The following is a 20,404-nucleotide window of genomic DNA, read 5'->3' as shown; positions in this document are numbered from 1 at the left end:
CGACGACGCCCGCCGGAGAGGCGGGCGTCGGGGCTCGGGCGAGCGGAAGCGCGTATGGAGGGCGCTGTGGAGAGTGCCGTGGAGCGTCAGTCGTGGCGCCAGTGGCTGACCAGCAGCGTCGGCACGATGATGATCATAAGGCTGATCACCAGCCACCAGAAGCCGTCCTGATAGGCGAGGATCGAGGCCCAGCCGTCGGGCGACACCGCATCGCTCGGCGCGCCGCTCGAGGCGATCTGCCGGCCGTGCACGCCGGTCTGGTGCTCGAGCAGGATCACCAGCCCGGCGGTGCCCAGGGCACCGCCCAGCTGCATCACGAAGTTGAGCATGCCCGAGCCGTAGCCGGTCAGCCGCGCCGGCAGCGCGGCGATGGCGTTGGCCAGCGTCGGCGGCGGGAAGGCCGCCATGCCGATCGCCATGATGCCCATGATGCCGGCCAGGGCGGCGAAGCTGGTGCCGGCGTCCATCTGCGCCATTCGCCACACCGCGTACGCCGTGCTGGCCAGGCCCGGCAGGGTCAGCCACAGCGGCGGGTGGCGGTCGCTGAGCCAGCCGACCAGCGGCACCAGCACGCCGAGCACCGCCGTGGAGGGCAGGTAGATCATGCCGGTGGTGACCGGACTGAAGTGCAGCACCGACTGCACGAACTGCGGCAGCAGGTACATCACGCTGTAGAAGGTGCCACCGAACAGCAGCATCGCCAGGGTGCCGACCACGAACAGCCGGTAGCGGAAGATCGACAGATCCATCAGCGGCTGCGCGCAGCGCCGCTGCCAGGCCACGAAGGCCGCGCCGGCGAGCAGCGAGAACAGTGCCAGCCCGACGATGCGCGGGTCGCTCCAGCCCCAGCGCTGGCCGCTGGAGAGCGCCGTCAGCAGGGCGAACACGGCGGCCAGCAGCAGCCCGGCGCCGGCCCAGTCGAACGGCGGCAGCGGCCCGCGGCCTTCCCTGGGCGGGAGGAAAAACCCGCCCATCACCACCGCCGCCGCGCAGATCGGCAGCGGCACGAAGAACACGTAGTGCCACGACAGGTGCTCCACCAGCCAGCCGCCGATCACCGTCGCCAGAGTCAGCGGCAGTCCCAGGCACATGCCGTACATGGCCACTGCCATGCCGCGCCCCTCGGCGGGATAGACGTCGAACAGCACCTGCATCGCCAGCGGCCGGATCAGGCCGGTCATGGCGCCCTGGATCACCCGGGCGGCGACCAGCATCGCCATGCCATTGCCCAGTCCGCCGAGGATCGAGGCGGCGATGAAGGTCAGCAGCAGGCCCGCATAGGTGGCGCGCTGGCCGACGGCGTGCACCAGCCAGGGGGCCACCAGCAGCGACACCGTGGTGGAGGCCAGGAAGCCCGTGGAGAGCCACTGGGCCTCGGCGTCGCTCAGGCCGAGATCGTCGCTGATGAAGGGAATCGCCACGTTGACGATGGTGATCGACATGCCCAGCGCCACCAGGCCCAGCATCACGGTGAGCGTGACCCACAGCCGATAGCGGGGGCCGTAGCGCAAGTGGAGTCGGTCCCTCTGGGTCATGGCAGTCGCCTCGCGTCGGAGGTGGACGGGGAGAGCGGGATCGGGCGATGCAGGGGCGGACGGCGCTGGGTCGAGCAATGAGAGGTGACATCCGGCACGGGAAGACTCCTTCATGCGGTCGGGGGAGAGGGCGGTGTCGACGGTGCATGGCGGGCGGTGACCCGGCATGACGCGCGAAAAGAGAGCCGGCCTCCTGATGGAGGCCGGCCCGAAATCGAAGGAAACAGCCAACCATGCGCCGGTGCTGGCCAGATCATAGTTCGCTACCTAATTATTCTACCGCGTCGGAGCCGGCTTGGCTAGAGAGGGGGAAGCGTCTGGCGCCGGGGTGACCGCATGTCGGCACAGCAACGGAAGTGAGCGCTGACCCATGGCGCGGCATGCTAGCCTGACGCGATGCCTGAAGACAGCGCGATGAAGGGAGGCACGCATGGAAGAGATCGGCCTGAGCGGGCTGGTGACGAGGGAGTGGCTGGGGCAGGGCGTCAGCCTGGTGGCATTGGCGCTGTGCGTGGCCGGCTTCGCCAGCCGGCGCGACGATCGGCTGTTCGTGCTGCTGCTGTTCGCCAACGTGGCCTTCGCCGCCCAGTTCGCGCTGTTCCAGAGCTGGGTGGCGGCGGGCATCTCGGCGCTGATCGTGCTGCGCATCGTCCTGGTGCGCCGCTACCCGGGCAACGCCGCGGTGATGGCCGGGGTCCTCGTCGCCACCCTGGCGGTCGCCCTGCTGACCTGGAGCGGCCCGCGCGACGTGCCGGCACTGCTGGCCGGCCTGCTGGGCACCTGGGGCATGTTCATGCTGCGCGGCATCGCCATGCGCGCGGTGCTGGCCGTGGCGGCCTTCTGCTGGGTGATCAGCAACCTGCTGGCCGGTTCCATCGGCGGCACCCTCGCCGAGACGCTGATCCTCCTGACCAATGTGATCACCATCTGGCGCCTGCGCCGCGCCGCGCGGCGCTATGGTCTGAGCCCCTGAGCCCAGTTGACTGAGCTGAAGAGGCTGAGCGCCGAGCCGGGCCGGCCCGAGCGGTTTACATCTGGGCGACCAGATAGTTCTCGCGGCCGACCAGCTTGATCAGGCGCAGCTGCTGTTCCAGCCAGTGGGCGTGATCTTCCTCGGTGTCGGAAAGCAGCGGCAGCAGGATGGCGCGGGTGTTGAAGTCGCGCTCGCGTTCGCAAAGGGCGATGGCGGCCTTCAGGGCGTCGCCCACCTCGTACTCGAGCTGCAGATCGTAGCCGAGCATCTCTTCCACGTCCTTGCCGATGCGCACCTCGGTGCGGGTGTGGATGTCCGGCTTGCCCTCGAGCATCAGGATGCGCTCGATCAGCTTCTGGGCGTGGCCCTTCTCGTCGTAGAACTCGTGGTCGATGCGCTCATGGAGCTTGGTCAGCCCCATGTCGGCATACATCTCGGCGTGCACGAAGTACTGGTCCATGGCGGCGAGCTCGGCGGCGAGCAGGCCGTTCAGGGCGTCGATGATCTCTTGGTTGCCTTGCATGAGCGTTCTTCCTTGTCGAGGTGACGTATCAGGTGCGCATCCTAGTTCGGAGCGCGAGGTTGGTCAATTTTTCCTGATATATCAATGGTTTGAGATTGTCTTCGCGTGCGATTCGCATTCGGTCCAGGTTTCGCGTCCAGGGGGGCAGCAATAGTTTGAAAGTCGTCGAGCGAAGGCTAGACAAGGCAAAAATCAGCGAGAAAGCGGAGTTTACGAGCTGTAAATGAGCATTTTGAGCTGATTTTTAACGCCGTATAGCCGAGCGCAGACACTTTCGGATCAGTGCGAAACGCCGAAGACGCTCTTCAGGTAGCGCACATAGGCCTCGTCCCGGGACAGCATCTTGCCCGGGGCATCGGAGATCTTGGCCACCGGCTGGCCGTTGCAGGCCACCAGCTTGATCACCATTTTCATCGGCCTCACGTCCGGCAGGTCGCAGGTCAGGCTGGTGCCGATGCCGAAACTGGTGCGGATGCGCCCGTCCAGCGCGGTCTTGATGCCCATCGCCGAGTCGAAGGTCAGGGCGTCGCTGAAGATCAGCGTCTTGCCGCGCGGGTCGATGCCGAGCGTCTCATAGTGGCGGATGCACTTCTCGGCGAACACCATGGGATCGCCGCTGTCATGCCGCAGGCCGTCGAACAGCTTGGCGAAGTACAGATCGAAGTCGGCCAGGAAGGCGTCGAGGTTGATGGTGTCGGTCAGCGCCACGCCCAGATGGCCGCGATATTCCTGTACCCAGGCCTCCAGCGCGGCGCGCTGGCTGTCCACCAGCCGGCTGCCGAGCTGCTGATGGGCCATCACCCACTCGTGGGCCATGGTGCCCATCGGCGCCAGGCCGTGGCGCCGGGCGATATCGACGTTGCTGGTGCCGACGAACTGGCCGGGAAACTCCTCGGTCAGCACCTCGACGATGGCCTCCTGCACCGGCTGGGAGAGCCGCCGCCGGGTGCCGAAGTCGGCCAGCCGGAAGTCGGCCAGCTGGGCCGGCGTATAGTCACGGCGCAGCCGGTCCATCTTCGCGCGCAGCTGTGACACGGCCTGATCGACGCTGGCCCCGGGGTTCAGGGTGTGATTGCGCACCTCGCTGATGATGGCGAGGATCACGATCTCGAACAGGATGCTGTGCGTCCAGGGCCCGTCGATGACGATGCACAGCTCGCTGCCCTCCATGTGCAGGTCCACATACTGCGGACGGAAGCGGTACAGCTCCAGGAAGCGAACGAAGTCCGGCGACATGTAGGCGAAGCCGCTCAGGTAGTCCGATTCCGCCTCGCTCAGCGACAGCGAGGCCAGGCCGTCGATCTGGGCGCGGATCTCGTCGAGATAGGGGCGCAGGTCCTCGGCGTCGCGGCAGCGGAATTCCCAGGTCACGCTGGCATTGGGGTAGTTGTGGTGAACCCCTTGCATCATGGTGAGCTTGTACCAGTCGGTATCCAGCAGCGAGGTGATGATCTGACCCGGGGCGCGGTACGTGGCCGCCATGAAGGATGCTCCCTGTGAATGATGGTGGACCGCTGCAGCGGCCCGCGAGACCGGCGTCTCGCGGGGGCATGATGGTAGCGTGTTCACGATTCGGTGACGAATCGGCCTCCTTCCCTGTTCCTGCCCCGTCGCCGGCCTCAGGCGGACAGGCGTGCCGTCAGGTCCTCGAGGAAGGTCTGGATGCGCGCGGCATTGGTGCCCAGATCGCTCCGGCCGAGGCGCGAGGCCGAGCGCATGTCCACCGTGGTGCCCGCTGGCGTCGGCGTCAGGCGGATCACGATATCGTCCTCGAAGCCGAACCAGCGGGTGGTCGCCACCGCCTCGAGCCGGCGTTCGGAGACGGCCGCGATCGTCCAGCCGCGTGCCCGGGCCAGAGCCTCGGCGGCATCGCGCACCTCCGGCAGGGGGCGGGCGATCTCCAGCGGCCCCAGGGCCGGGTAGCCGGAACGCTGGGCCTCGGCGAAGGCGCGGGGGTAGTCGAGCGCGTTGGGCGCTTCCCGGCGCGCCTCGGCCAGCGCCTCGAAGGCCGGCGGATCGGCGAGATCGGTGATGATGTCATGAATCGGCGGCACGCGGCGGGCCAGCTCGCGCAGCTGAAGCGGCTGGGCCACCATCGCCACCACCGCACCGATCACCAGCAGGCTCGCCAGGGCCGGCTTGCCGCGCCGACACAGGCCGGCGATCAGGAAGGCCAGGGCGGCGACGCCCGCCGCGCCCACGGCCAGCAGGGCGCCGCGATGCAGCAGCGAGAACGACTGCCCGAGCGTCAGCCATTCCATCCGGTAGGCCGGCCCTGCGCCGCCCATCAGCGCCGCCGCGAGGACGAGCAGCAGCGTGGCCAGCCAGGCCAGGGCGACCGGCCAGCGGCCGCCACGAGGTCGGGGCTTGAAGGTCAACGACATGGCGTGGCTTCCTCCCTTGGTGGTGTCCGAATGTCGATGGCGGCGATGGTCCCCTAATATAGTGCCCGAAGCCGCTCGTGCCGATGCCCGCCCTCTGTCGCCCCCGATAGCTCGACGATATGGCGCCCATGATGGCATGCCGTAAGCATGTTAAGTATCTTGTTGGGGTCTTGGCAGGGACGGCGATTCGTCCGACCCTGCCTGTTCGAACGTGAATCCCGCGAGGTCCCATGAATCCGACCATCGAACTGCTGAAGTCCCACCGCTCGGTACGCAAGTTCACCGACCAGAAGATCCCGCACGAGCTGCTGCGGGAGCTGGTCAGCGCCGGCCAGGCCGCCGCGTCCTCCAACCATGTGCAGGCCTACAGCGTCATCCACGTGACCACCCCGGCCAAGCGCGAACAGATCGCCGAGCTGGCCGGTGGCCAGGGCTATATCGCCAGCGCCTCCGACTTCCTGGTGTTCTGCGCCGACATGAAGCGGCCCACCGAGGCTTCCGAGCGCACCGGTGCCAACGTCGTGCGCGGCATGACCGAGCAGCTGCTGGTGGCCAGCGTCGACACCGCGCTGATGGCGCAGAACGTGGCCGTGGCCGCCGAGTCCGAGGGCCTCGGCATCTGCTACATCGGCGGCATCCGCAACAACCCGCAGGCCGTCAGCGAGCTGCTCGAGCTGCCGGACCACGTCTACCCGGTGTTCGGCATGTGCATCGGCCACCCGGCCCACGATCCGGACGTGAAGCCGCGCCTGCCGGTGGAGGCGATCCTCAAGGAAGACCGCTACACCGACGATCGCGAGCAGGTCGACGCCTACGACGACGAGATGCAGCGCTACTACGGCGAGCGCACCGGCGGTACCAAGGACACCAACTGGTCGAAGAGCCTCGGCCCGCTGTTCGACACCAAGCTGCGTCCTCATATGCGCGACTTCCTGGTCAAGCGCGGCTTCGAGATGAAGTAAGCGCTGCCGTTTCCAGCCGTCGGGGGCATCGTGCAGCTCGGCAACCATCGCCGCTTCCGGCTGACACCGCTGGTGTACCTGCTGCACGGCATCGTGCCGAAGTTCGTCTTTTTCCAGGGCGTCGTGCCGACGCTGATCGCCGCATGGGAAGCGCCTTGCAGGGACACCACCGGCCTATACTGGCTCAGTAGGGACGGTTGATCGCAGCGGCGTCGGCATGGCCCCTTTGCCCGATGGTCAGGGAGAGGGGAATCAGCCGGCGAGTCGCCGGGATTTCGCATCGCCCGTGCATCGTAACGTCCCATGACGGCTAGCCCCTGACGAGAACGGAGGGCATGACGATGAACGCGGCGGAACACCTGAGGGCCTACGCGGACGGCTGGACCCACGGCGATGCCGACAGGATCCTCAAGGCCACGGCGGAGGACTACACCTTCGACGATCCCGACTTCGGGGTCGTGACGAGGAAGGCGTTTCCGGATTACCTCAAGGGCTTGAAGGAGAGCATCGCCGCGCAATGCGGTGGGCAACTCCCGGACCCCCTGATGGAGCTGTCCGAGGTGCTGAGCCACGAGGAGGGCGGCGTTCTCACGGCGTCGTGCTGGTGGTCCTTCCCGGGCACCCAGATCAAGGGGGCCGGCCTGATCAAGGCCGACGCGACCGGGGTGCGCTCCGAGGTGATCACCTATTACACCAGGCTCAGCGTCTGACGCTGCTTCGGCCGGCGATGGATCGCCGCAGGGCGGCACGACCACGTCGCGCTGCTCGAGCTGGGCCTCGGCCCACGATGCCATGATGGCGACCCAGCCTGAACTGATCCCCTTTTTTCGCGACCTTCTGCCCCTGTTATGGTCCCGGCCGTTCTGTCATCTTGACCGCCCACGACAGGGGCCGCGGGACGCGGGCCGGTTTCCAGGGTTTGAGGGGTGTCATGATGATCTACGTCGCGTTCTTCCTGATCTTCGTCGGTGTGACGTTCGCGCTGCATCAGGTGTACAGCGTGCACTATGCGATCAACTTCGAGGACGAGGAGGAGCGCCCGGAGCGGGTCAACCGGGCGCTGACGACGCTGGCCGACGAGGCCGAGGGCTGCCGCGACGGTGAGCCCTCGAAAGGGTTCAAGCAGGCGGTCGCCCGCATCTTCGGCGGCGACGTCGACCCGCGCCTGGTGCTGGCGGCGGTGGCGCCGGGCCGGCAGAAGGCCTTCGCCGAGCCGCTGCTGCGCCGCCGCGGGCGCATCGATACCCGCGGCGAGCTGACCGTCGCTCACCTGCCGGGCTGGAAGAGCCGCCCGCCGCGGCACTATCGGCGTGGGCCGATGCTGGTATTGGTCATGGCCTGCAGCCTGATGGCGCTGTTCTGGGGCGGTATGAGCATCTTCGCGACGGCTTACCCGGTGGCCGTGCCGGCCCTGGCCTGGATCAACGACCTGGCCGTGCTGACCGGGCTGGTCTATGCCTCGGCGCTGCTGGCCTTCGCCGCGTCCAGGCTCGACCTCTACCTGCACGACCTCCAGCAGATAGGCCGGCTGGAACGGCGCCTGAACGGAGCGGAGTGAACATCGCTTCAGAAAGTGTCGATCAGCTCGCCCAGCGTCGCCATGGCCGCCTCGCTGCGCGGCGTCCAGGGATGGCCGTAGCTCAGGCGCAGGCAGTGGCGAAAGCCCTGGGTGGCGGAGAAGATCGGCCCCGGCGCCAGGCTGATGCCATGCTCCCGGGCCAGATGGAACAGGCGCAGCGAGTCCACTCGCTCGGGCAGTTCGAACCACAGGAAGTAGCCGCCGGCCGGGCGCGTGGCCCGGGTCTCGGCCGGAAAGTGTTGCGCCGCTGCGGTCAGCATCCGGCCCTGCTGGGTCTCCAGTGCATGGCGTAGCCGGCGCAGGTGGCGGTCATAGCCGCCGTACTGGAGATAGTCGGCGATGGCCGCCTGGGCCGGCACCGAGGGCGAGATGGTGGTCATCAGCTTGAGCCGTGAGATCGCCTCCGCGAAGCGCCCGGCCGCCACCCAGCCGACCCGATACCCCGGCGCCAGGCTCTTCGAGAACGAGCCGCAGTGGATGACCAGGCCCTCGTCGTCGAACTGCTTCACCGGCTTCGGCGGCGTGGTGCCGAAGTGCAGCTCCGCGTAGGCGTCGTCCTCGATCAGCGGCACCCGGTGGCGCTTGATCAGCGCGTAGAGGGCGCGCTTCCTGTCGTCGTCGAGGCTCGCACCGAGCGGGTTCTGCAGATGGCTCATGAACCAGCAGGCCTTGATCGGCAGCCGCGCGAGGCTGTCCGCCAGCACGTCCAGGTCGACGCCCTCGCGCGGGTGCACGGGAATCTCCACCGCCCTGAGCTTCAGGCGCTCGAGGATCTGCAGGCTGGCATAGAAGGCCGGCGACTCGATGGCGACCAGGTCCCCGGGCTCGGTCACGCACTGTAGCCCCAGGTTCAGCGCCTCCATGGCGCCGCTGGTGATCACCAGCTCCTCGGGCGGCAGCGGCATCCCCTTCAGCGTGTAGCGCAGCACGATCTGGCGGCGCAGGTCGGCGTCGCCCGCCGTCATGTCCCTGAGCACCTCATTGCCGTTCATCTCGCGCAGGCCCCTGGCCATGCTGCGGGCCAGCCGGGCGAGCGGGAACAGCTCGGGGCTGGGGAAGGCCGAGCCGAACGGCACGGTGTCGGGGTCCTGGAGCGAGTCGAGCACCGAGAACACCAGCTCGCTGACGGCCACGTCGGCGCTTTCCTGCCGGCTCGGCGTCATGCGCGGCTCGTGCAGCACGCGCCGGGCCTGCTCGCGCACGTAATAGCCGGAGCGCGACCTGGCCACGATCAGTCCGCGATCCTCCAGCAGGTAGTAGGCCTGGAAGACGGTGGAGTGGCTGATACCGTACTGGCGGCTGGCCTGGCGTACCGAGGGCACCCGCTCGCCCGGGGCCAGCACGCCCTCGCGGATCAGCTCGGCGATCTGGTCGGCGAATGTCTCGTAGCGTTTCATCGGCGGCCCGCGGTTCCCGGCTTCGTCATCGAGGTGGTGGAAAGAAGGGCATTCCACCACGGCCGGCGCGGCGGCGGAAGGCCGGCGGGAGGGCGATACGAAAACGCCCCGGCCAGGAAGGGCCGGGGCGAGGGGCTAGCGCGGGGAGGCGTGGGCGATCACTTGAAGCGTGAGCGGGCCTTCTCGAGGGAATCGCTCAGCGAGCCCCAGGCACGTTCCGCGCCGGCCTTGATGTCGTCCCAGGCGTCGTCGCTGGCGTCGCGCAGTTCGTCGAGCTTCTGGCGCATCTCGTCACGCTTGGCCTCGAGCTCGTCGACTTCCTTCTCGTGCTCGATGCGCTGGTCGGCCTCGGCGCCCTTGGCGCGGGCCTTCAGCTTGTCCACCTCGGCCTGCATCTCGTCCAGCTTGGCGCGCAGCTTCTGTTCGTAGGCATTCCGGTCGCTCATGGGAAGACTCCTTTCCGTCGGCGAGTGAATGACACCTTGGTCGTGCCCGTCGCGGGGCAACACGGTGTGGTCGTTATAGGGTGGCATATCGCCCGGGGTAGCTGGCAAGGTCGCGCATATCGGCATATACCAGTCGGTATCGATGACCATCCACGGATTATCAGCCCGGCGAGCCTGGCGGAGGTGTCATGAAGTCTCTTTCGAGTACGGGATTCGCGATTCTCGGGGCGGCGCTGGTCGCGATCAGCTACGGGCTGGCGCGTTTCGCCTTCGGCCTGTTCGTGCCGCAGATCCGCGACGCGCTGGAGCTCACGCCCTACGCCATCGGCATCATCGGCGCGCTGCCGCTGATCAGCTTCCTGCTGTCCACGGTGGTCGCGCCCTTCATCACCGACCATCTCGGCGCCCGCAACACCGCGGTGCTGTCCGGCTTGTTCGGCGTCGGCGGCCTGGGGCTGATCAGCCAGGCCTCCGACGCGCTGATGCTGGGCTCGGGCGTGTTCGCCTGCGGCATCTGCACCGGCCTGATGATGCCGGCGCTCACGGCCGCCATGCAGGCGATGGTGAGGCGCTCGCTGCACGGGCGCGTCAGCTCGGTGATGAACGCCGGCACCAGCATCGGCGTGATCGTCGCCGTACCCACGGTGCTGTTCATGGTCGGCGCCTGGCGGCTGGCCTATCTCTCGTTCGCGATCTGCACCGCCGTCGGCGTGATCGCCGCCTGGTGGTTCCTGCCCTCGGTGTCGCGGATCGTGCCCTCGAACGCCGCGCCGCCGCCGCCGCTGCCCGAACTGCCCTGGTCGCGCCTCGTGCGGCTCTCGCTGTTCGCCTTCGTGATGGGCTTCGTCTCGTCCGCCTACTGGATCTTCGCGCCCGATCTGGTCGTCACCCTCGGCGGCCTGTCGCCGGCCTCCACCGGCTGGCTGTGGCTGGCGGTGGGCATCGCCGGCCTCGGCGGCGCCGTGGTGGCCGACCTGGCCGACCGCAACAACCCGCCGATCACCCACGCGCTGATGCTGATGATGCTGGCCGCCAGCCTGGCGCTGCTCGCGGCCAGCCCCGCCCAGACGCCGCTGGCGGCGTTCTCCGCGCTGGTCTTCGGCCTGGCCTACATGAGCCTGACGGGGCTCTACCTGATGACCGGCATCCGCCTGCTGCCGGGTCGGCTGTCGGTGGGGCCGGTGCTGCCCTTCATGGCGGTCTCGGTGGGGCAGGCCACCGGCTCGCCGGTGGTCGGCGGGCTGGTCGACGCCTTCGGCTACGCGACGGCGTTCTCCATGTTCGCCGCGCTCGGCATCCTGGTGTCCATCCTCTCGCCGTTCTATCCCGGCCATATCGAGCACGGCGAGGACGAGGAAGAACAGGCCGCCGAGGAAGACACCGGCCTGCAGGCGGCCTACGACCACCAGCTCCAGAACGAGGAAGGCGAGCCGCTGGAGGATCCGGAGGAATTGGAAGAGCCCGTGGCGGAGGCATCGGAGGAGGAGAAACCGGCCGATGCTCCTAGAGACGGTACGCACTCCTGACCGACTGCAGCCGCTGCGAGATGACGCGTCATGCAGGCCAGGTCTGGCTGGGGATTGGCTCTACCCCATGCTAGGCTGATCGATGCAAAACTAGGCAGATCAATGCTCTGAAGGTTTGATGCCGGTGAGAGGTGGCGGAAGATGAACAGAACCAGGGCCCTGCAATTGCTTCGGGACCACATGTCGACCCTGACCAGCGAGTACGGGGTCAGGTCATTGTCGCTCTTCGGCTCCATGTCGCGGGATGAAGCGCGAGACGACAGTGACGTCGATATTCTGGTGAGTTTCGATGGCCCTGCCACTTCGGCCCGCTATTTCGGGGTGCAGTTCTACCTTGAGGACCTGCTGGGGCATCCCGTGGATCTGGTGACCGACAAGGCGCTTCGCGCCGAGCTCAGGCCCTATGTCGAGCGTGAGGCGCTCCGTGTCTGAGCCTCGCTCCCAGCGTGAATGGCGCTTCTACATCGATGACATGATCGGTTTCGCCGAGAAGGTCCTGTCCTACACGGAAGATCTCGATCAGGACAGCTTTCTCGCTCATGATCTCACCTACGACGCTACCCTGCGTAACCTCGAACTGATCGGCGAAGCGGCGACCCGTATTCCGGATGCTGTCCGTCATCGGTATTCGGAAATCCCCTGGCGGATGATCATTGCCACTCGCAATCGCCTGATCCATGCCTATCTGGGGATCGACGACGATACCGTGTGGAGCATCATCCAGGACAACATCCCCCAGCTGCTGGAGCAGCTGAACGGCATCAAGAGCCAGCATGGTCCGTCGGGGACGGACCTCGATTCTCCCTAGAGCCGGGCAGCCTCTCACCGATACTTGTGCTGCCAGCCCTTTACCGCGATCTGTTCCTTGAGCAGATCCAGCATGTCCACCAGCACCTGCTCGGTGATCTGTTCGGTCTCGGGGTCGGTGCGCAGCCAGGCATCGAAGCCGCTCTCGGCCAGGTGTTCCACCAGGCTGGAGAACTCCGACGACTTCAGCCCCGCCAGCGCCTCGTCGACCAGATGGCAGGCCAGGTCGGAGAGCGAGGCCTCGAGCCCGCGGGTCAGCGGGCCGCCCATCGGCAGGCGTGACAGCCGCTTGAGCTCCGGGCTCTCCGCCAGGGTGCGGCCGACCAGCCCGCGCACGTAGCGCAGGGTGTCGTCGCGGTTGCGGTCGTAAGCGTCGCCGGCCATGGCCTCCAGCCGCTGGCTGATCTCGCGAATCAGCGCCTGCTTGCGCGGCTGCACCACGCGCTCGATCACCGGGGCCGAGAGCCCGTCGCCGGCGCGGATCTCCTGCTGCACGTTGTCGAGCATGCGGATGGCGATGCGGTCGGTGAGCTCCTCCAGCAGGATGTCGTAGTACTTGGCGAACACGCTGTAGACGTACCAGCGGCGCACGTCGATCAGGCCCATGCGCTGCAGGCGGTGCAGCAGCGAGATCACGCGCAGGATGCGCAGCAGCCGGAAGCCGCCCAGCGGGATGCAGCCGAGCACGTCGTACCAGTGCACGAAGGGGTAGAAGAACCAGCGGTGGTAGTGGCGCTCGGCGATGGCCACCGCCCAGCCGAGCAGCACGTCGAGCAGGAAGACGCTGACGAACGCCAGGTCGATGGTCAGGAAGTTGGCGTGGATATGCTGCTCGTAGGCGCCGTACAGCCCGGGCGCCACGGCCTCGAAGGCGGCGTTCAGCGGCGGCAGCAGGAACAGGCTGTCGAACAGCAGCAGCCCCAGGTTGGCGATCACCAGCGTGATGATGAACAGGTCCCACACCAGGTGGGCCCGTTCCAGGGCGGGCGAGGTCGTGCGCGTGGCAGGCATGGCGCCTCCTTGAGCTCGATGCCGAAGGGTCGCCTCTCATCCTAAAGCCTCGATCCATCCTCGACACCCCGGGCGTGTCCAACGACGAGGGCGCCGCCGCCTTGCCGTCAGGCGCCGTCTCGCCACTCCTGAAGCAGCCGGCTCACCAGCTCGCCGGCGGGGAGTTCGCGCGCCAGCGGCGCGCCCTGTCCGGCCCAGTGCGCCGCGAAGTCATGATCGCCACGCTCGGCCGCCGCCGCGTGGAGCCGCTTGGCCGCGTCGTATGCCAGCGGATAGGCGGGCGGCCTGACCCCGGGCGTGGCCTCGGCATGGCGCATCAGGCGATTGAGGATGCCGCGCGCCGGGCGCCCGGACAGCGCCGTGGTCATGCGGGTCGTCTCGGCGCGCTCGCTCCTGAGGGCCGCGCGATAGCCCTCGTTGGCCGCCGATTCCGGGCACAGCAGGAAGGCCGTCCCCAGCTGGGCGGCGCAGGCGCCCAGCGCCAGGGCCGAGCGGATGCCCTGGCCATCCATGATGCCGCCGGCCGCAACGATCGGCAGGTCCATCTCCCTGACCAGCCGGCGAACGAGCACGGAGGTGCTCAGCCGCTCATCGTCCGCCTGCGGATCGAAGCAGCCGCGGTGCCCGCCCGCCTCATCGCCCTGGGCCACGATCGCATCGACGCCCCGCGCCTGGATCTCGCGCGCCTCCCGCAGGCTGGTCGCCGTCGCCAGCGTGTAGATGCCGGCCTCACGCAGCGCGCGTATCCGCGCCTCGGCCGGCAAGCCGAAGTGAAAGCTGACCACGGCGGGGCGCGTCTCGAGCAGCATCTCGAAGGCCGCCTCGTCCTCCACGAAGCTGCGGTAGATCTCGTCGAGCCCGGCCGGCGGCTCGCGGTCATATTCCCGGAACAGCGGCGCCAGGTGCGACAGCCAGGTAGCCTCCCGTTCCGGGTCGCGCACCGCGGGGGCATGGCAGAAGACGTTGACGTTGAACGGGCGGGGCGTGAGCGCCCGGGTGCGCTCGATCATCGCCCGAGCCTTGTCGACGCCGCTGGCGCCGATGCCCAGCGAGCCCAGGCCGCCGGCATTCGACACGGCCGCCGCCAGCGCCGGCGTGGCCACGCCGGCCATGGGCGCCTGGATGAGGGGCTGGATGCCCAGCCGGTCGGTCAGGGGATTCGACGATGTCATGGGAACGGCCTCCACGAGTGCGGGATACGGTGGCGTTGGTTGACAGCAGTGGGCGGCATGGCGTCTTTTATCGGCGCGCCAGCCGCTGCGACGTCGCCCGAGCGCCGGGCCCTTGTCTCGACCCGGCCGCCATGAGGCGGCGCACGACGCCATGGCGGATAGGGAATAAGAAACAGGGGAGTGTGGGATGTACGTCGAGAGTGTGGAAAAGGAAGACTACCGCGAGCTGCTGGAGGTCTGGGAGGCCTCGGTCAGGGCAACGCACGACTTCCTGCGGGAAGACGACCTGCTGGAGCTGAAGCCGCTCATCTACGAGCAGTATTTCGGCGCCCTCGACCTGACCTGCGTCAAAGGCGAGGGCGGTGACATCCTGGGCTTCTGCGGCGTGCAAGGCGGCAAGATTGAGATGCTGTTCGTCGCGCCGCAGGCGCGCGGCGCCGGCATCGGCGCCTTGCTGCTGGATGACGCGGTGACCGCCCAGGACGCCTCCCGGGTGGACGTCAACGAACAGAACCCGCAGGCGCTGGGCTTCTACCGCCACAAGGGGTTTGCCGTCACCGACCGCTCACCGCTCGACGGCTTGGGCAAGCCCTATCCGCTGCTGCACATGGCGCTGGTGCCCACGCCGTGACGCGCCGCGCCCCTGGCCTCGACGGTGACGCCTCAGCCCGGTAACAAGCCCTCGCCGAGCGCCTCGCCCAGCCTATCCACCGCGGCGGCCAGCCTCTCGTCGATGACGTGGAGGTACTCCGTCCAGTCGTCGACGTGGTTGAGCTCCGCCTTGCCGTCCGAGATGCCACGCAGCACCACCAGCGGCACTTTGAGGCGTGTGCGGGTGGCGGGCATGGCGCCTCCTTGAACGATGCCGGAAGGTCCCTTCCCTACGCAGCCTATAGCGTCGAGGCGTTGGTGACACGACGAGCGCCCCGCACGGCAACAGGCCTGTCTCGGCCTGGCACCGAAGCGAGATTGCGCCATGAGCGGCCGTCGGCGGGCGGCGCGGTCCCCGAGTGCGGCTTCGGCAACCCCTCGCCACTTCCGCAATAATGTCCAAGCCCTTTCCTCGGGGCCGGGACTAAACATAAACACCTAGGCGTCACTCTCTCTGACAGCGTGCCGCAACACGTTCCTGGCCGCCTCTGTGGGGCAAGCGGCGCGAAGCAGCTTCAGAAACTTGGGGCACTCCAGGTGGGACGGCGCGGGGCATTCTGCGACGTGCCGAAGCATGTTGCTCAAGGCCTTCAGTCTTCGAGCCTGGCGATCGAGTTCATCGGCGCGCTCGCTCAACGTGGATCGAGGCAGGTCTGGCTTTCGATCCTTGTCGAACATGCTACCGATCTCTTCCAGCGAGAACCCCGCACTCTTGCCCAATGAAATCAAGGCGAGCTGCACGAGCGTGTCCTCGGTGTACTGCCGGCGCAATCCGTTTCTGGCGGCGGACCGGATCAGGCCGATTTCCTCGTAATAGCGCAGTGTCGAAGTGGCGACACCACTGGCTTTCGAGAGTGTGCCGATATCGATGAGATTCATGCTTGACTTCAAGTTGACTTGAAGTTGCATAGTAGTTTGCAACCAAGCCTCGATCAAGGGTCAAGCACATGAACGAACCTGCTCTTCCCCCCGGCAACAAGCTCGCCTTGGCCGCATTGGCGGGCTCCATCCTGCTGGCCTCACTCGGCATCAGCGTCACGACGGTGGCGCTTCCAACGTTGGCTGCCGCTTTCTCGGCCTCGGTACAGCAGGTGCAATGGGTCGTGCTCGCCTATCTGGTTTCGCTGACGTTGGCCATCGTGTCCGCAGGGCGCCTGGGCGATCTGTACGGGAGTCGACGTGTGCTGCTTTCCGGCCTGGTGCTCTTCACCTTGGCCTCGATTGTCTGTGCGGTAGCACCAAACCTAGGCTGGCTGGTCGCGGGCCGGGTGGGGCAAGGCCTGGCTGCCGCGGTCCTGATGGCATTGCCGATGTCGCTCGCCAAGGGCTTGATCGCCAAGGAGCGCATGGGGGCAGTGATGGGGTTGCTGGGCACCATGTCGGCAATCGGTACGGCGCTGGGTCCTTCTCTCGGTGGCGGCTTGATCGACCTTCTGGGTTGGCGCTCGATCTTCGTCCTGTTGCTCCTGTGCGCTCTTGGCATGATGGCCATTGCGGCGATGGGCATCCCCAAGGAGAAAGGAGCGGCCGCCACGACGGCTCACATGGATTGGGCGGGTAGCCTCTGGCTGAGCCTGGCGCTGCTGTTCTTCGCGATGTCCGCCACGGGTGGCAAGGTCGGAATGGCCATTCCTCTCTGGACGCTGCTTGCCGCGGCCGCCATCGCGCTGGCGGCCTTTGTCGGCTCCGAGAGGCGGGCCGCCCACCCGTTGGTGCCCTTGGCCCTGTTGGGTAGTCGAGTCCTTGCCTCATCACTGGTCATGAATCTCATTGTCAGCGCCATCATGATGTCGACGCTGGTGGTTGGGCCCTTCTACCTGGCATTCGGCCTGGGCCTGAGCGAACTGATGACGGGCATTGTGATGGCGGTCGGCCCCGCGGCTGCCGCGCTGTCCGGTGTCCCCGCAGGCCAACTCACGGACCGGTTCGGCACCGACCGAACCCTGCTTGCTGGTCTGGTGCTTGCGACGGGCGGATTGATCGGCTTCGCACTGCTGCCTGTTCGAGTCGGGATTCCCGGCTATGTGATGGCGCTGCTACTGACAACGCCGGGCTTCCAGCTGTTCTTGGCCGCCAACAACACCGCCACGATGGCAGCAGCTCCAGACGCGCAACGGGGCATGGTCTCCGGGCTGATGGGTCTGTCGCGCAATCTGGGATTCATGACCGGCGCCTCGCTGATGCCGCTGCTGTTCGCCTCGCTCCTGGGTGATCAGGGGGTGGCCTCGAGTTCCACGTTCGCCATCGGCGAAGCCTTCTCCCACACGTTTCTCCTGGCAGCGGCGTCGTTCGGGCTTGCCATGGTGGCCTTCTTCGTGGGGAAGAAGCGCCCGACACCCATTTCGATGTCATCAACTCATCGAGGAGTGAATCATGACTGATGCAAGCTCACATCCTCTTGCTGCTCAAGCCGTCGGCGAACCTCTGCCTGTCTATCTCAGCGGTCGATTCCACCTGGTCAGCATGGGCATCGGCGATGCAGGAAACATCACCGTGAACGCTCAGGAGGTTCTGCGACGCGCCGACGTCGTGTTCGGAACTTCACGTTTGCTGGAGACCTTTGCGGATCTTCTCAGCGGCAAGGAGCTCCATGATGCCGGACATGGCCTGTTCATGGATCTGATCCGCAAGGACACACCGGCCGAGAAAGCCGACGCGAGGGAGGCCGAAGTCAGACAAATCGTCCGGCGCGCCGCGGAGCAAGGCAAGCGAATCGCCGTCATCGACTATGGCGACTCCATGATTTTCGGGCCGCAGGCGGGCTTCATCCAGGAGTTCAGCGACCTCAATCCGGTGATCATTCCCGGAGTGTCGAGCTTCAATGCCGCAAATGCGGCTTTGGCTCGCGACGTCATGACCGGCAGCACGAGCCGGTCGGTCATCCTCGCAGCCGCTTATGATACCCGCGACGACTATGCCGGCACCGATACTCTGCAGCGCCTCGCGGAGACCGGCTCCACGCTGGTCTTTTTTGCGATGCGATCACGGTTCCAGCAACTGACTGAGCGCTTGAAGCGTGTTCTGCCTGGCTCCACCCCCCTCGCGGTCGTCTGCCACGCTGGTCGAAGCGAGCAGCACACCGTCGTGCGAGCGACGCTCGACACCGCTGTCGCTGCGCTACAAGGGCGTGACGTGCCATTCGAACACCTCGTTTATGTGGGTGATTTCCTGTCTGATTGAGGGCTTTCGGGCAAGAGAAGAACTTCTGCGTCGACCCATCGACCTTCGGGGAGGATGAAAGGTTGGGTGGGGCTGATGGAGCTGTTGACGCAAGCGGCCGGAAGCCGCCGCGCAGCAGGCTGCCGGTCAGTGCCGCACCCATGGCCTCCACGCTGGCGCCTCAGTCCGTCAATAAGCCCTCGCCGAGCGCCTCGCCCAGCCTATCCACCGCGGCGGCCAGCTTCTCGTCGATGACGTGGAGATACTCCGTCCAGTCGTCGACGTGGTTGAGCTCTGCCTTGCCGTCCGAGATGCCGCGCAGCACCACCAGCGGCACGTCGAAGCGGGTGCAGGCGCGCAGGCAGGCGTAGCTCTCCATGTCCACCATGTCGGCGGCGATGGCGGCATAGGCCGCGCCCGAGACGATGTTGGCGCCGGTGGAGAGCGATGCCTCGCGAATCCCGGGAATGCGCAGCGGCAGGGGCAGGATGTCCGGCAGGTCGAGGAAGGGTGTGACGCCCTTCTGGAAGCCGAGCGGTGAGGCGTCCATGTCGCGGTAGGCCACCGAGGTCGCCTGATAGACCTCGGTCTGCTCGAGATCCCGGCTGCCCGCCGAGCCCAGCGACACCACCAGGTCCGGCCGTTGCCCGCACGCCTCCAGCTCCGCCAGCGCCGCGGTGAGCTCCACCGCCGCCTCCACCGGTCCCACGCCGGTCATGAAGGCCACGAAACGCTCCCGCAGATGCGGCCCGTACTCTGCATCCGCCGCCATCACGAACAGCACGGAGCGGCCGCCGAGTGTGGTCAGCGGCGCCGGCGCGCGTGGTGTCTGTTTCATCCCCAAGTCTCCGCAATTTATGAATGCCACCATCATGGCGGGCAGGGCCGTTGGCGCCAAGCGGGCGAGGGCGTGAGGGAGGCGAGCGGGTCGCTCCCGCAAGACCGATCTAGATCAAAGGCCTAAGTGAAATTGTCACCAAGCGGTGACATTATGGATCCCTCGTTCTAGGCTGATGGATCAGCCGACTCGCAAGGGAACTGTCGATGGCCGATCACACCGAACCCCGCATCACGTTGCACCCACATTCCCGGCGGGTGCGCGTCCTTGCTGGTGACACCCCGATCGCCGATACCCGCAACGCCATCGAGCTGCGCGAGAAAGGCTATCCACACCGCCACTACATCCCGAAAGAGGATGTGGATATGGCGAAGCTTTCGATTTCCTCCACCGTCACCCACTGCCCGTTCAAGGGCGATAGCACTTATTACTCGCTGCCCGATATCACCGATGTGGCTTGGAGCTATGAGCAGCCGATCGACGAGATGCAGGCGATTGCTGGGCGACTGGCTTTCGATGCCAGGAAGGTGACGGAGATTTTGGAATGACATGCCAAGACTGCTCCACGACGGTTTTCGTAGGAACGCGGCTTGCTGCACGAGGGGATGGTGGCTTCTGGCTTAAGCCCGATGCCCATGAAATAAAGCCGGCACGTTTATCGGTGTCATGTTTCTTTTGAAATACGGAGTGATTATATGACAATTTTGGCTAGTCAAGTTGAATAAATTGCACGGATCGGTGCAAATATTGAAATCACACCAGGCTCGGGCTATTTGTGCAGCCAAGTGGAGCAGATAATTAGAATTGCGATTGATAAAGGGGCGCATGTTAAAGTGCATGCTTCTGGTTATCTAGGGAGTCAGCTAGAACAGTTTGTCCGCATTGGCGGTTCAAATATAACTATAGTTGTGTAGCAAAACATAAAAAGACGATCGATGGCGACCAAAGACGCTGGTATTTTTTTTGGAAAGCATATGCCAAGGTCTTCAGTACGTTATCTTGGCGCTATGAGGGTGGAGGGATGGACAACATCAAGGGATTTGACGAACTCCAGGAAAAGCTCAAAGGGATGGCGGAAGGAGCAAAAGAGCTTGATGATGAGCAGAAATTTTCTATTCTTGAATTGCTAACTGAAGGTTTTGTGTCCGAGTACACCAAATTTCGGGATGCTCAGCAGCTTTTTGACGAAAGTGGTCTTGAAGTTAATGGTGAAGAGGCTCTTAAAGCTATTTCAGATGCTGGCTGGGATAAATACATTGCTCAGGTTCCAGATTTTGAGTCTTGGGGCAAAATGCTAAAAGTGGCCACAGCTGAGTGCGTAAAACGTAAAATGGGGCTGTAATCACATAACAATATGGTGAATGGACTGCTTACCGCTGCTCCTTTGTATCAGCTCCAAAGCGGCCCGTTACCTCAATGCTATGCTTTCATGTAAGATTTG

24 protein-coding genes are annotated in these 20,404 nt (G+C 65.9%); 13 read left to right on the top strand and 11 right to left on the bottom strand.

All coding sequences use genetic code 11. From position 1 onward, the window contains the following. Positions 1-86 precede the first annotated feature (86 nt). The gene (locus tag C9J49_RS09245; RefSeq protein ID WP_046079480.1) at positions 87-1,535 is read right to left on the bottom strand and encodes a DHA2 family efflux MFS transporter permease subunit; all 1,449 of its coding nucleotides are present in this window, start codon (positions 1,533-1,535) and stop codon (positions 87-89) included. A gap of 430 nt (positions 1,536-1,965) precedes the next feature. On the opposite strand from C9J49_RS09245, the gene C9J49_RS09240 reads away from it, so the two are divergent. After that, the gene (locus tag C9J49_RS09240) at positions 1,966-2,508 is read left to right on the top strand and encodes a YgjV family protein (protein ID WP_046079479.1); all 543 of its coding nucleotides are present in this window, start codon (positions 1,966-1,968) and stop codon (positions 2,506-2,508) included. Between the two features lie 55 nt (positions 2,509-2,563). On the opposite strand, the gene bfr is transcribed toward C9J49_RS09240, so the two are convergent. The 3 genes from bfr to C9J49_RS09225 form a co-directional block, all read right to left on the bottom strand. Continuing rightward, complete coding sequence (gene bfr / locus C9J49_RS09235; RefSeq protein ID WP_035593797.1) at positions 2,564-3,031, bottom strand: bacterioferritin; 468 nt, start codon at positions 3,029-3,031, stop codon at positions 2,564-2,566. Positions 3,032-3,310: 279 nt separating this feature from the next. After that, positions 3,311-4,513: a nicotinate phosphoribosyltransferase gene (pncB, locus tag C9J49_RS09230; protein ID WP_107181317.1), complete on the bottom strand. Its 1,203-nt coding sequence runs from the start codon at positions 4,511-4,513 to the stop codon at positions 3,311-3,313. Positions 4,514-4,650: 137 nt separating this feature from the next. Next, entirely contained in the window at positions 4,651-5,415 is a 765-nt protein-coding gene (locus C9J49_RS09225) for a DUF1499 domain-containing protein (protein ID WP_107181316.1), read from the bottom strand. Positions 5,416-5,645: 230 nt separating this feature from the next. Here C9J49_RS09225 and nfsA point away from each other — a divergent pair, with 230 nt between their 5' ends. From nfsA to C9J49_RS09210, 4 genes are all read left to right on the top strand, one after another. After that, complete coding sequence (nfsA, locus tag C9J49_RS09220) at positions 5,646-6,377, top strand: oxygen-insensitive NADPH nitroreductase (RefSeq protein ID WP_107181315.1); 732 nt, start codon at positions 5,646-5,648, stop codon at positions 6,375-6,377. Between the two features lie 30 nt (positions 6,378-6,407). Then, entirely contained in the window at positions 6,408-6,578 is a 171-nt protein-coding gene (locus tag C9J49_RS17160; protein WP_161796810.1) for a hypothetical protein, read from the top strand. Positions 6,579-6,712: 134 nt separating this feature from the next. Continuing rightward, entirely contained in the window at positions 6,713-7,087 is a 375-nt protein-coding gene (locus C9J49_RS09215) for a nuclear transport factor 2 family protein (protein WP_046079474.1), read from the top strand. Positions 7,088-7,308: 221 nt separating this feature from the next. Beyond that, positions 7,309-7,935 (top strand): hypothetical protein, encoded by a 627-nt coding sequence (locus C9J49_RS09210; protein ID WP_107181314.1) that lies wholly within the window; start codon positions 7,309-7,311, stop codon positions 7,933-7,935. Positions 7,936-7,943: 8 nt separating this feature from the next. On the opposite strand, the gene mapR is transcribed toward C9J49_RS09210, so the two are convergent. Both mapR and C9J49_RS09200 read right to left on the bottom strand, forming a co-directional pair. Then, the gene (mapR, locus tag C9J49_RS09205) at positions 7,944-9,353 is read right to left on the bottom strand and encodes a GntR family transcriptional regulator MpaR (protein WP_046080423.1); all 1,410 of its coding nucleotides are present in this window, start codon (positions 9,351-9,353) and stop codon (positions 7,944-7,946) included. Positions 9,354-9,511: 158 nt separating this feature from the next. Next, complete coding sequence (locus C9J49_RS09200; protein WP_107181313.1) at positions 9,512-9,799, bottom strand: coiled coil domain-containing protein; 288 nt, start codon at positions 9,797-9,799, stop codon at positions 9,512-9,514. 188 nt (positions 9,800-9,987) lie between these two features. Between C9J49_RS09200 and C9J49_RS09195 the strand changes: the two genes are divergently transcribed. The 3 genes from C9J49_RS09195 to C9J49_RS09185 all read left to right on the top strand — a co-directional run bounded on the left by C9J49_RS09195 (position 9,988) and on the right by C9J49_RS09185 (position 12,133). Further along, positions 9,988-11,325, top strand: coding sequence for a nitrate/nitrite transporter (locus C9J49_RS09195; RefSeq protein ID WP_258393861.1), 1,338 nt, complete (start codon positions 9,988-9,990; stop codon positions 11,323-11,325). Positions 11,326-11,505: 180 nt separating this feature from the next. Next, positions 11,506-11,757, top strand: coding sequence for a nucleotidyltransferase family protein (locus tag C9J49_RS09190; RefSeq protein WP_237022344.1), 252 nt, complete (start codon positions 11,506-11,508; stop codon positions 11,755-11,757). After that, positions 11,750-12,133 (top strand): DUF86 domain-containing protein, encoded by a 384-nt coding sequence (locus tag C9J49_RS09185; protein WP_258393860.1) that lies wholly within the window; start codon positions 11,750-11,752, stop codon positions 12,131-12,133. Before C9J49_RS09190 ends, C9J49_RS09185 begins: the two co-directional genes overlap by 8 nt. 14 nt (positions 12,134-12,147) lie before the next feature. On the opposite strand, the gene C9J49_RS09180 is transcribed toward C9J49_RS09185, so the two are convergent. Both C9J49_RS09180 and C9J49_RS09175 read right to left on the bottom strand, forming a co-directional pair. Further along, on the bottom strand, positions 12,148-13,143 hold the full coding sequence (locus C9J49_RS09180) for an ion transporter (RefSeq protein WP_107181311.1): 996 nt from the start codon (positions 13,141-13,143) through the stop codon (positions 12,148-12,150). A gap of 107 nt (positions 13,144-13,250) precedes the next feature. Beyond that, positions 13,251-14,315 carry a nitronate monooxygenase family protein gene (locus C9J49_RS09175; protein ID WP_107181310.1) on the bottom strand — a complete coding sequence of 355 codons (1,065 nt, stop codon included), beginning with the start codon at positions 14,313-14,315 and terminating at the stop codon, positions 13,251-13,253. Between the two features lie 187 nt (positions 14,316-14,502). On the opposite strand from C9J49_RS09175, the gene C9J49_RS09170 reads away from it, so the two are divergent. Continuing rightward, positions 14,503-14,946, top strand: coding sequence for a GNAT family N-acetyltransferase (locus tag C9J49_RS09170; protein WP_107181309.1), 444 nt, complete (start codon positions 14,503-14,505; stop codon positions 14,944-14,946). 32 nt (positions 14,947-14,978) lie between these two features. Here the strand turns inward: C9J49_RS09170 and C9J49_RS09165 are convergent, their stop codons facing one another. Together C9J49_RS09165 and C9J49_RS09160 are read right to left on the bottom strand one after the other, a co-directional pair. After that, complete coding sequence (locus C9J49_RS09165) at positions 14,979-15,161, bottom strand: hypothetical protein (protein ID WP_258393859.1); 183 nt, start codon at positions 15,159-15,161, stop codon at positions 14,979-14,981. Positions 15,162-15,404: 243 nt separating this feature from the next. Continuing rightward, positions 15,405-15,845, bottom strand: a complete 441-nt coding sequence (locus C9J49_RS09160) for a helix-turn-helix domain-containing protein (RefSeq protein WP_107181308.1) — start codon at positions 15,843-15,845, stop codon at positions 15,405-15,407. 68 nt (positions 15,846-15,913) lie between these two features. Here C9J49_RS09160 and C9J49_RS09155 point away from each other — a divergent pair, with 68 nt between their 5' ends. Beyond that, complete coding sequence (locus C9J49_RS09155) at positions 15,914-17,347, top strand: MFS transporter (RefSeq protein ID WP_107181307.1); 1,434 nt, start codon at positions 15,914-15,916, stop codon at positions 17,345-17,347. Beyond that, a complete protein-coding gene (locus C9J49_RS09150) occupies positions 17,340-18,146 on the top strand; it encodes an SAM-dependent methyltransferase (RefSeq protein ID WP_107181306.1) in 807 nt (268 codons plus the stop codon). Before C9J49_RS09155 ends, C9J49_RS09150 begins: the two co-directional genes overlap by 8 nt. A 160-nt stretch (positions 18,147-18,306) precedes the next feature. Here C9J49_RS09150 and C9J49_RS09145 read toward each other — a convergent pair whose 3' ends face one another. Then, entirely contained in the window at positions 18,307-18,963 is a 657-nt protein-coding gene (locus C9J49_RS09145) for a 5'-methylthioadenosine/S-adenosylhomocysteine nucleosidase (RefSeq protein ID WP_107181305.1), read from the bottom strand. 206 nt (positions 18,964-19,169) lie between these two features. Between C9J49_RS09145 and C9J49_RS09140 the strand changes: the two genes are divergently transcribed. Together C9J49_RS09140 and C9J49_RS09135 are read left to right on the top strand one after the other, a co-directional pair. Then, positions 19,170-19,511 carry a DUF427 domain-containing protein gene (locus tag C9J49_RS09140; protein ID WP_107181304.1) on the top strand — a complete coding sequence of 114 codons (342 nt, stop codon included), beginning with the start codon at positions 19,170-19,172 and terminating at the stop codon, positions 19,509-19,511. A gap of 473 nt (positions 19,512-19,984) precedes the next feature. Further along, positions 19,985-20,305, top strand: a complete 321-nt coding sequence (locus tag C9J49_RS09135) for a hypothetical protein (RefSeq protein WP_107181303.1) — start codon at positions 19,985-19,987, stop codon at positions 20,303-20,305. Positions 20,306-20,404 lie beyond the last annotated feature (99 nt).

Source organism: Halomonas sp. SL1 (assembly GCF_003030865.2).
GTDB classification, from domain to species: domain Bacteria; phylum Pseudomonadota; class Gammaproteobacteria; order Pseudomonadales; family Halomonadaceae; genus Halomonas; species Halomonas halophila.
Note: the sequence above shows the minus strand (reverse complement) of the source record. Positions and strands in the feature narration are given on the sequence as shown.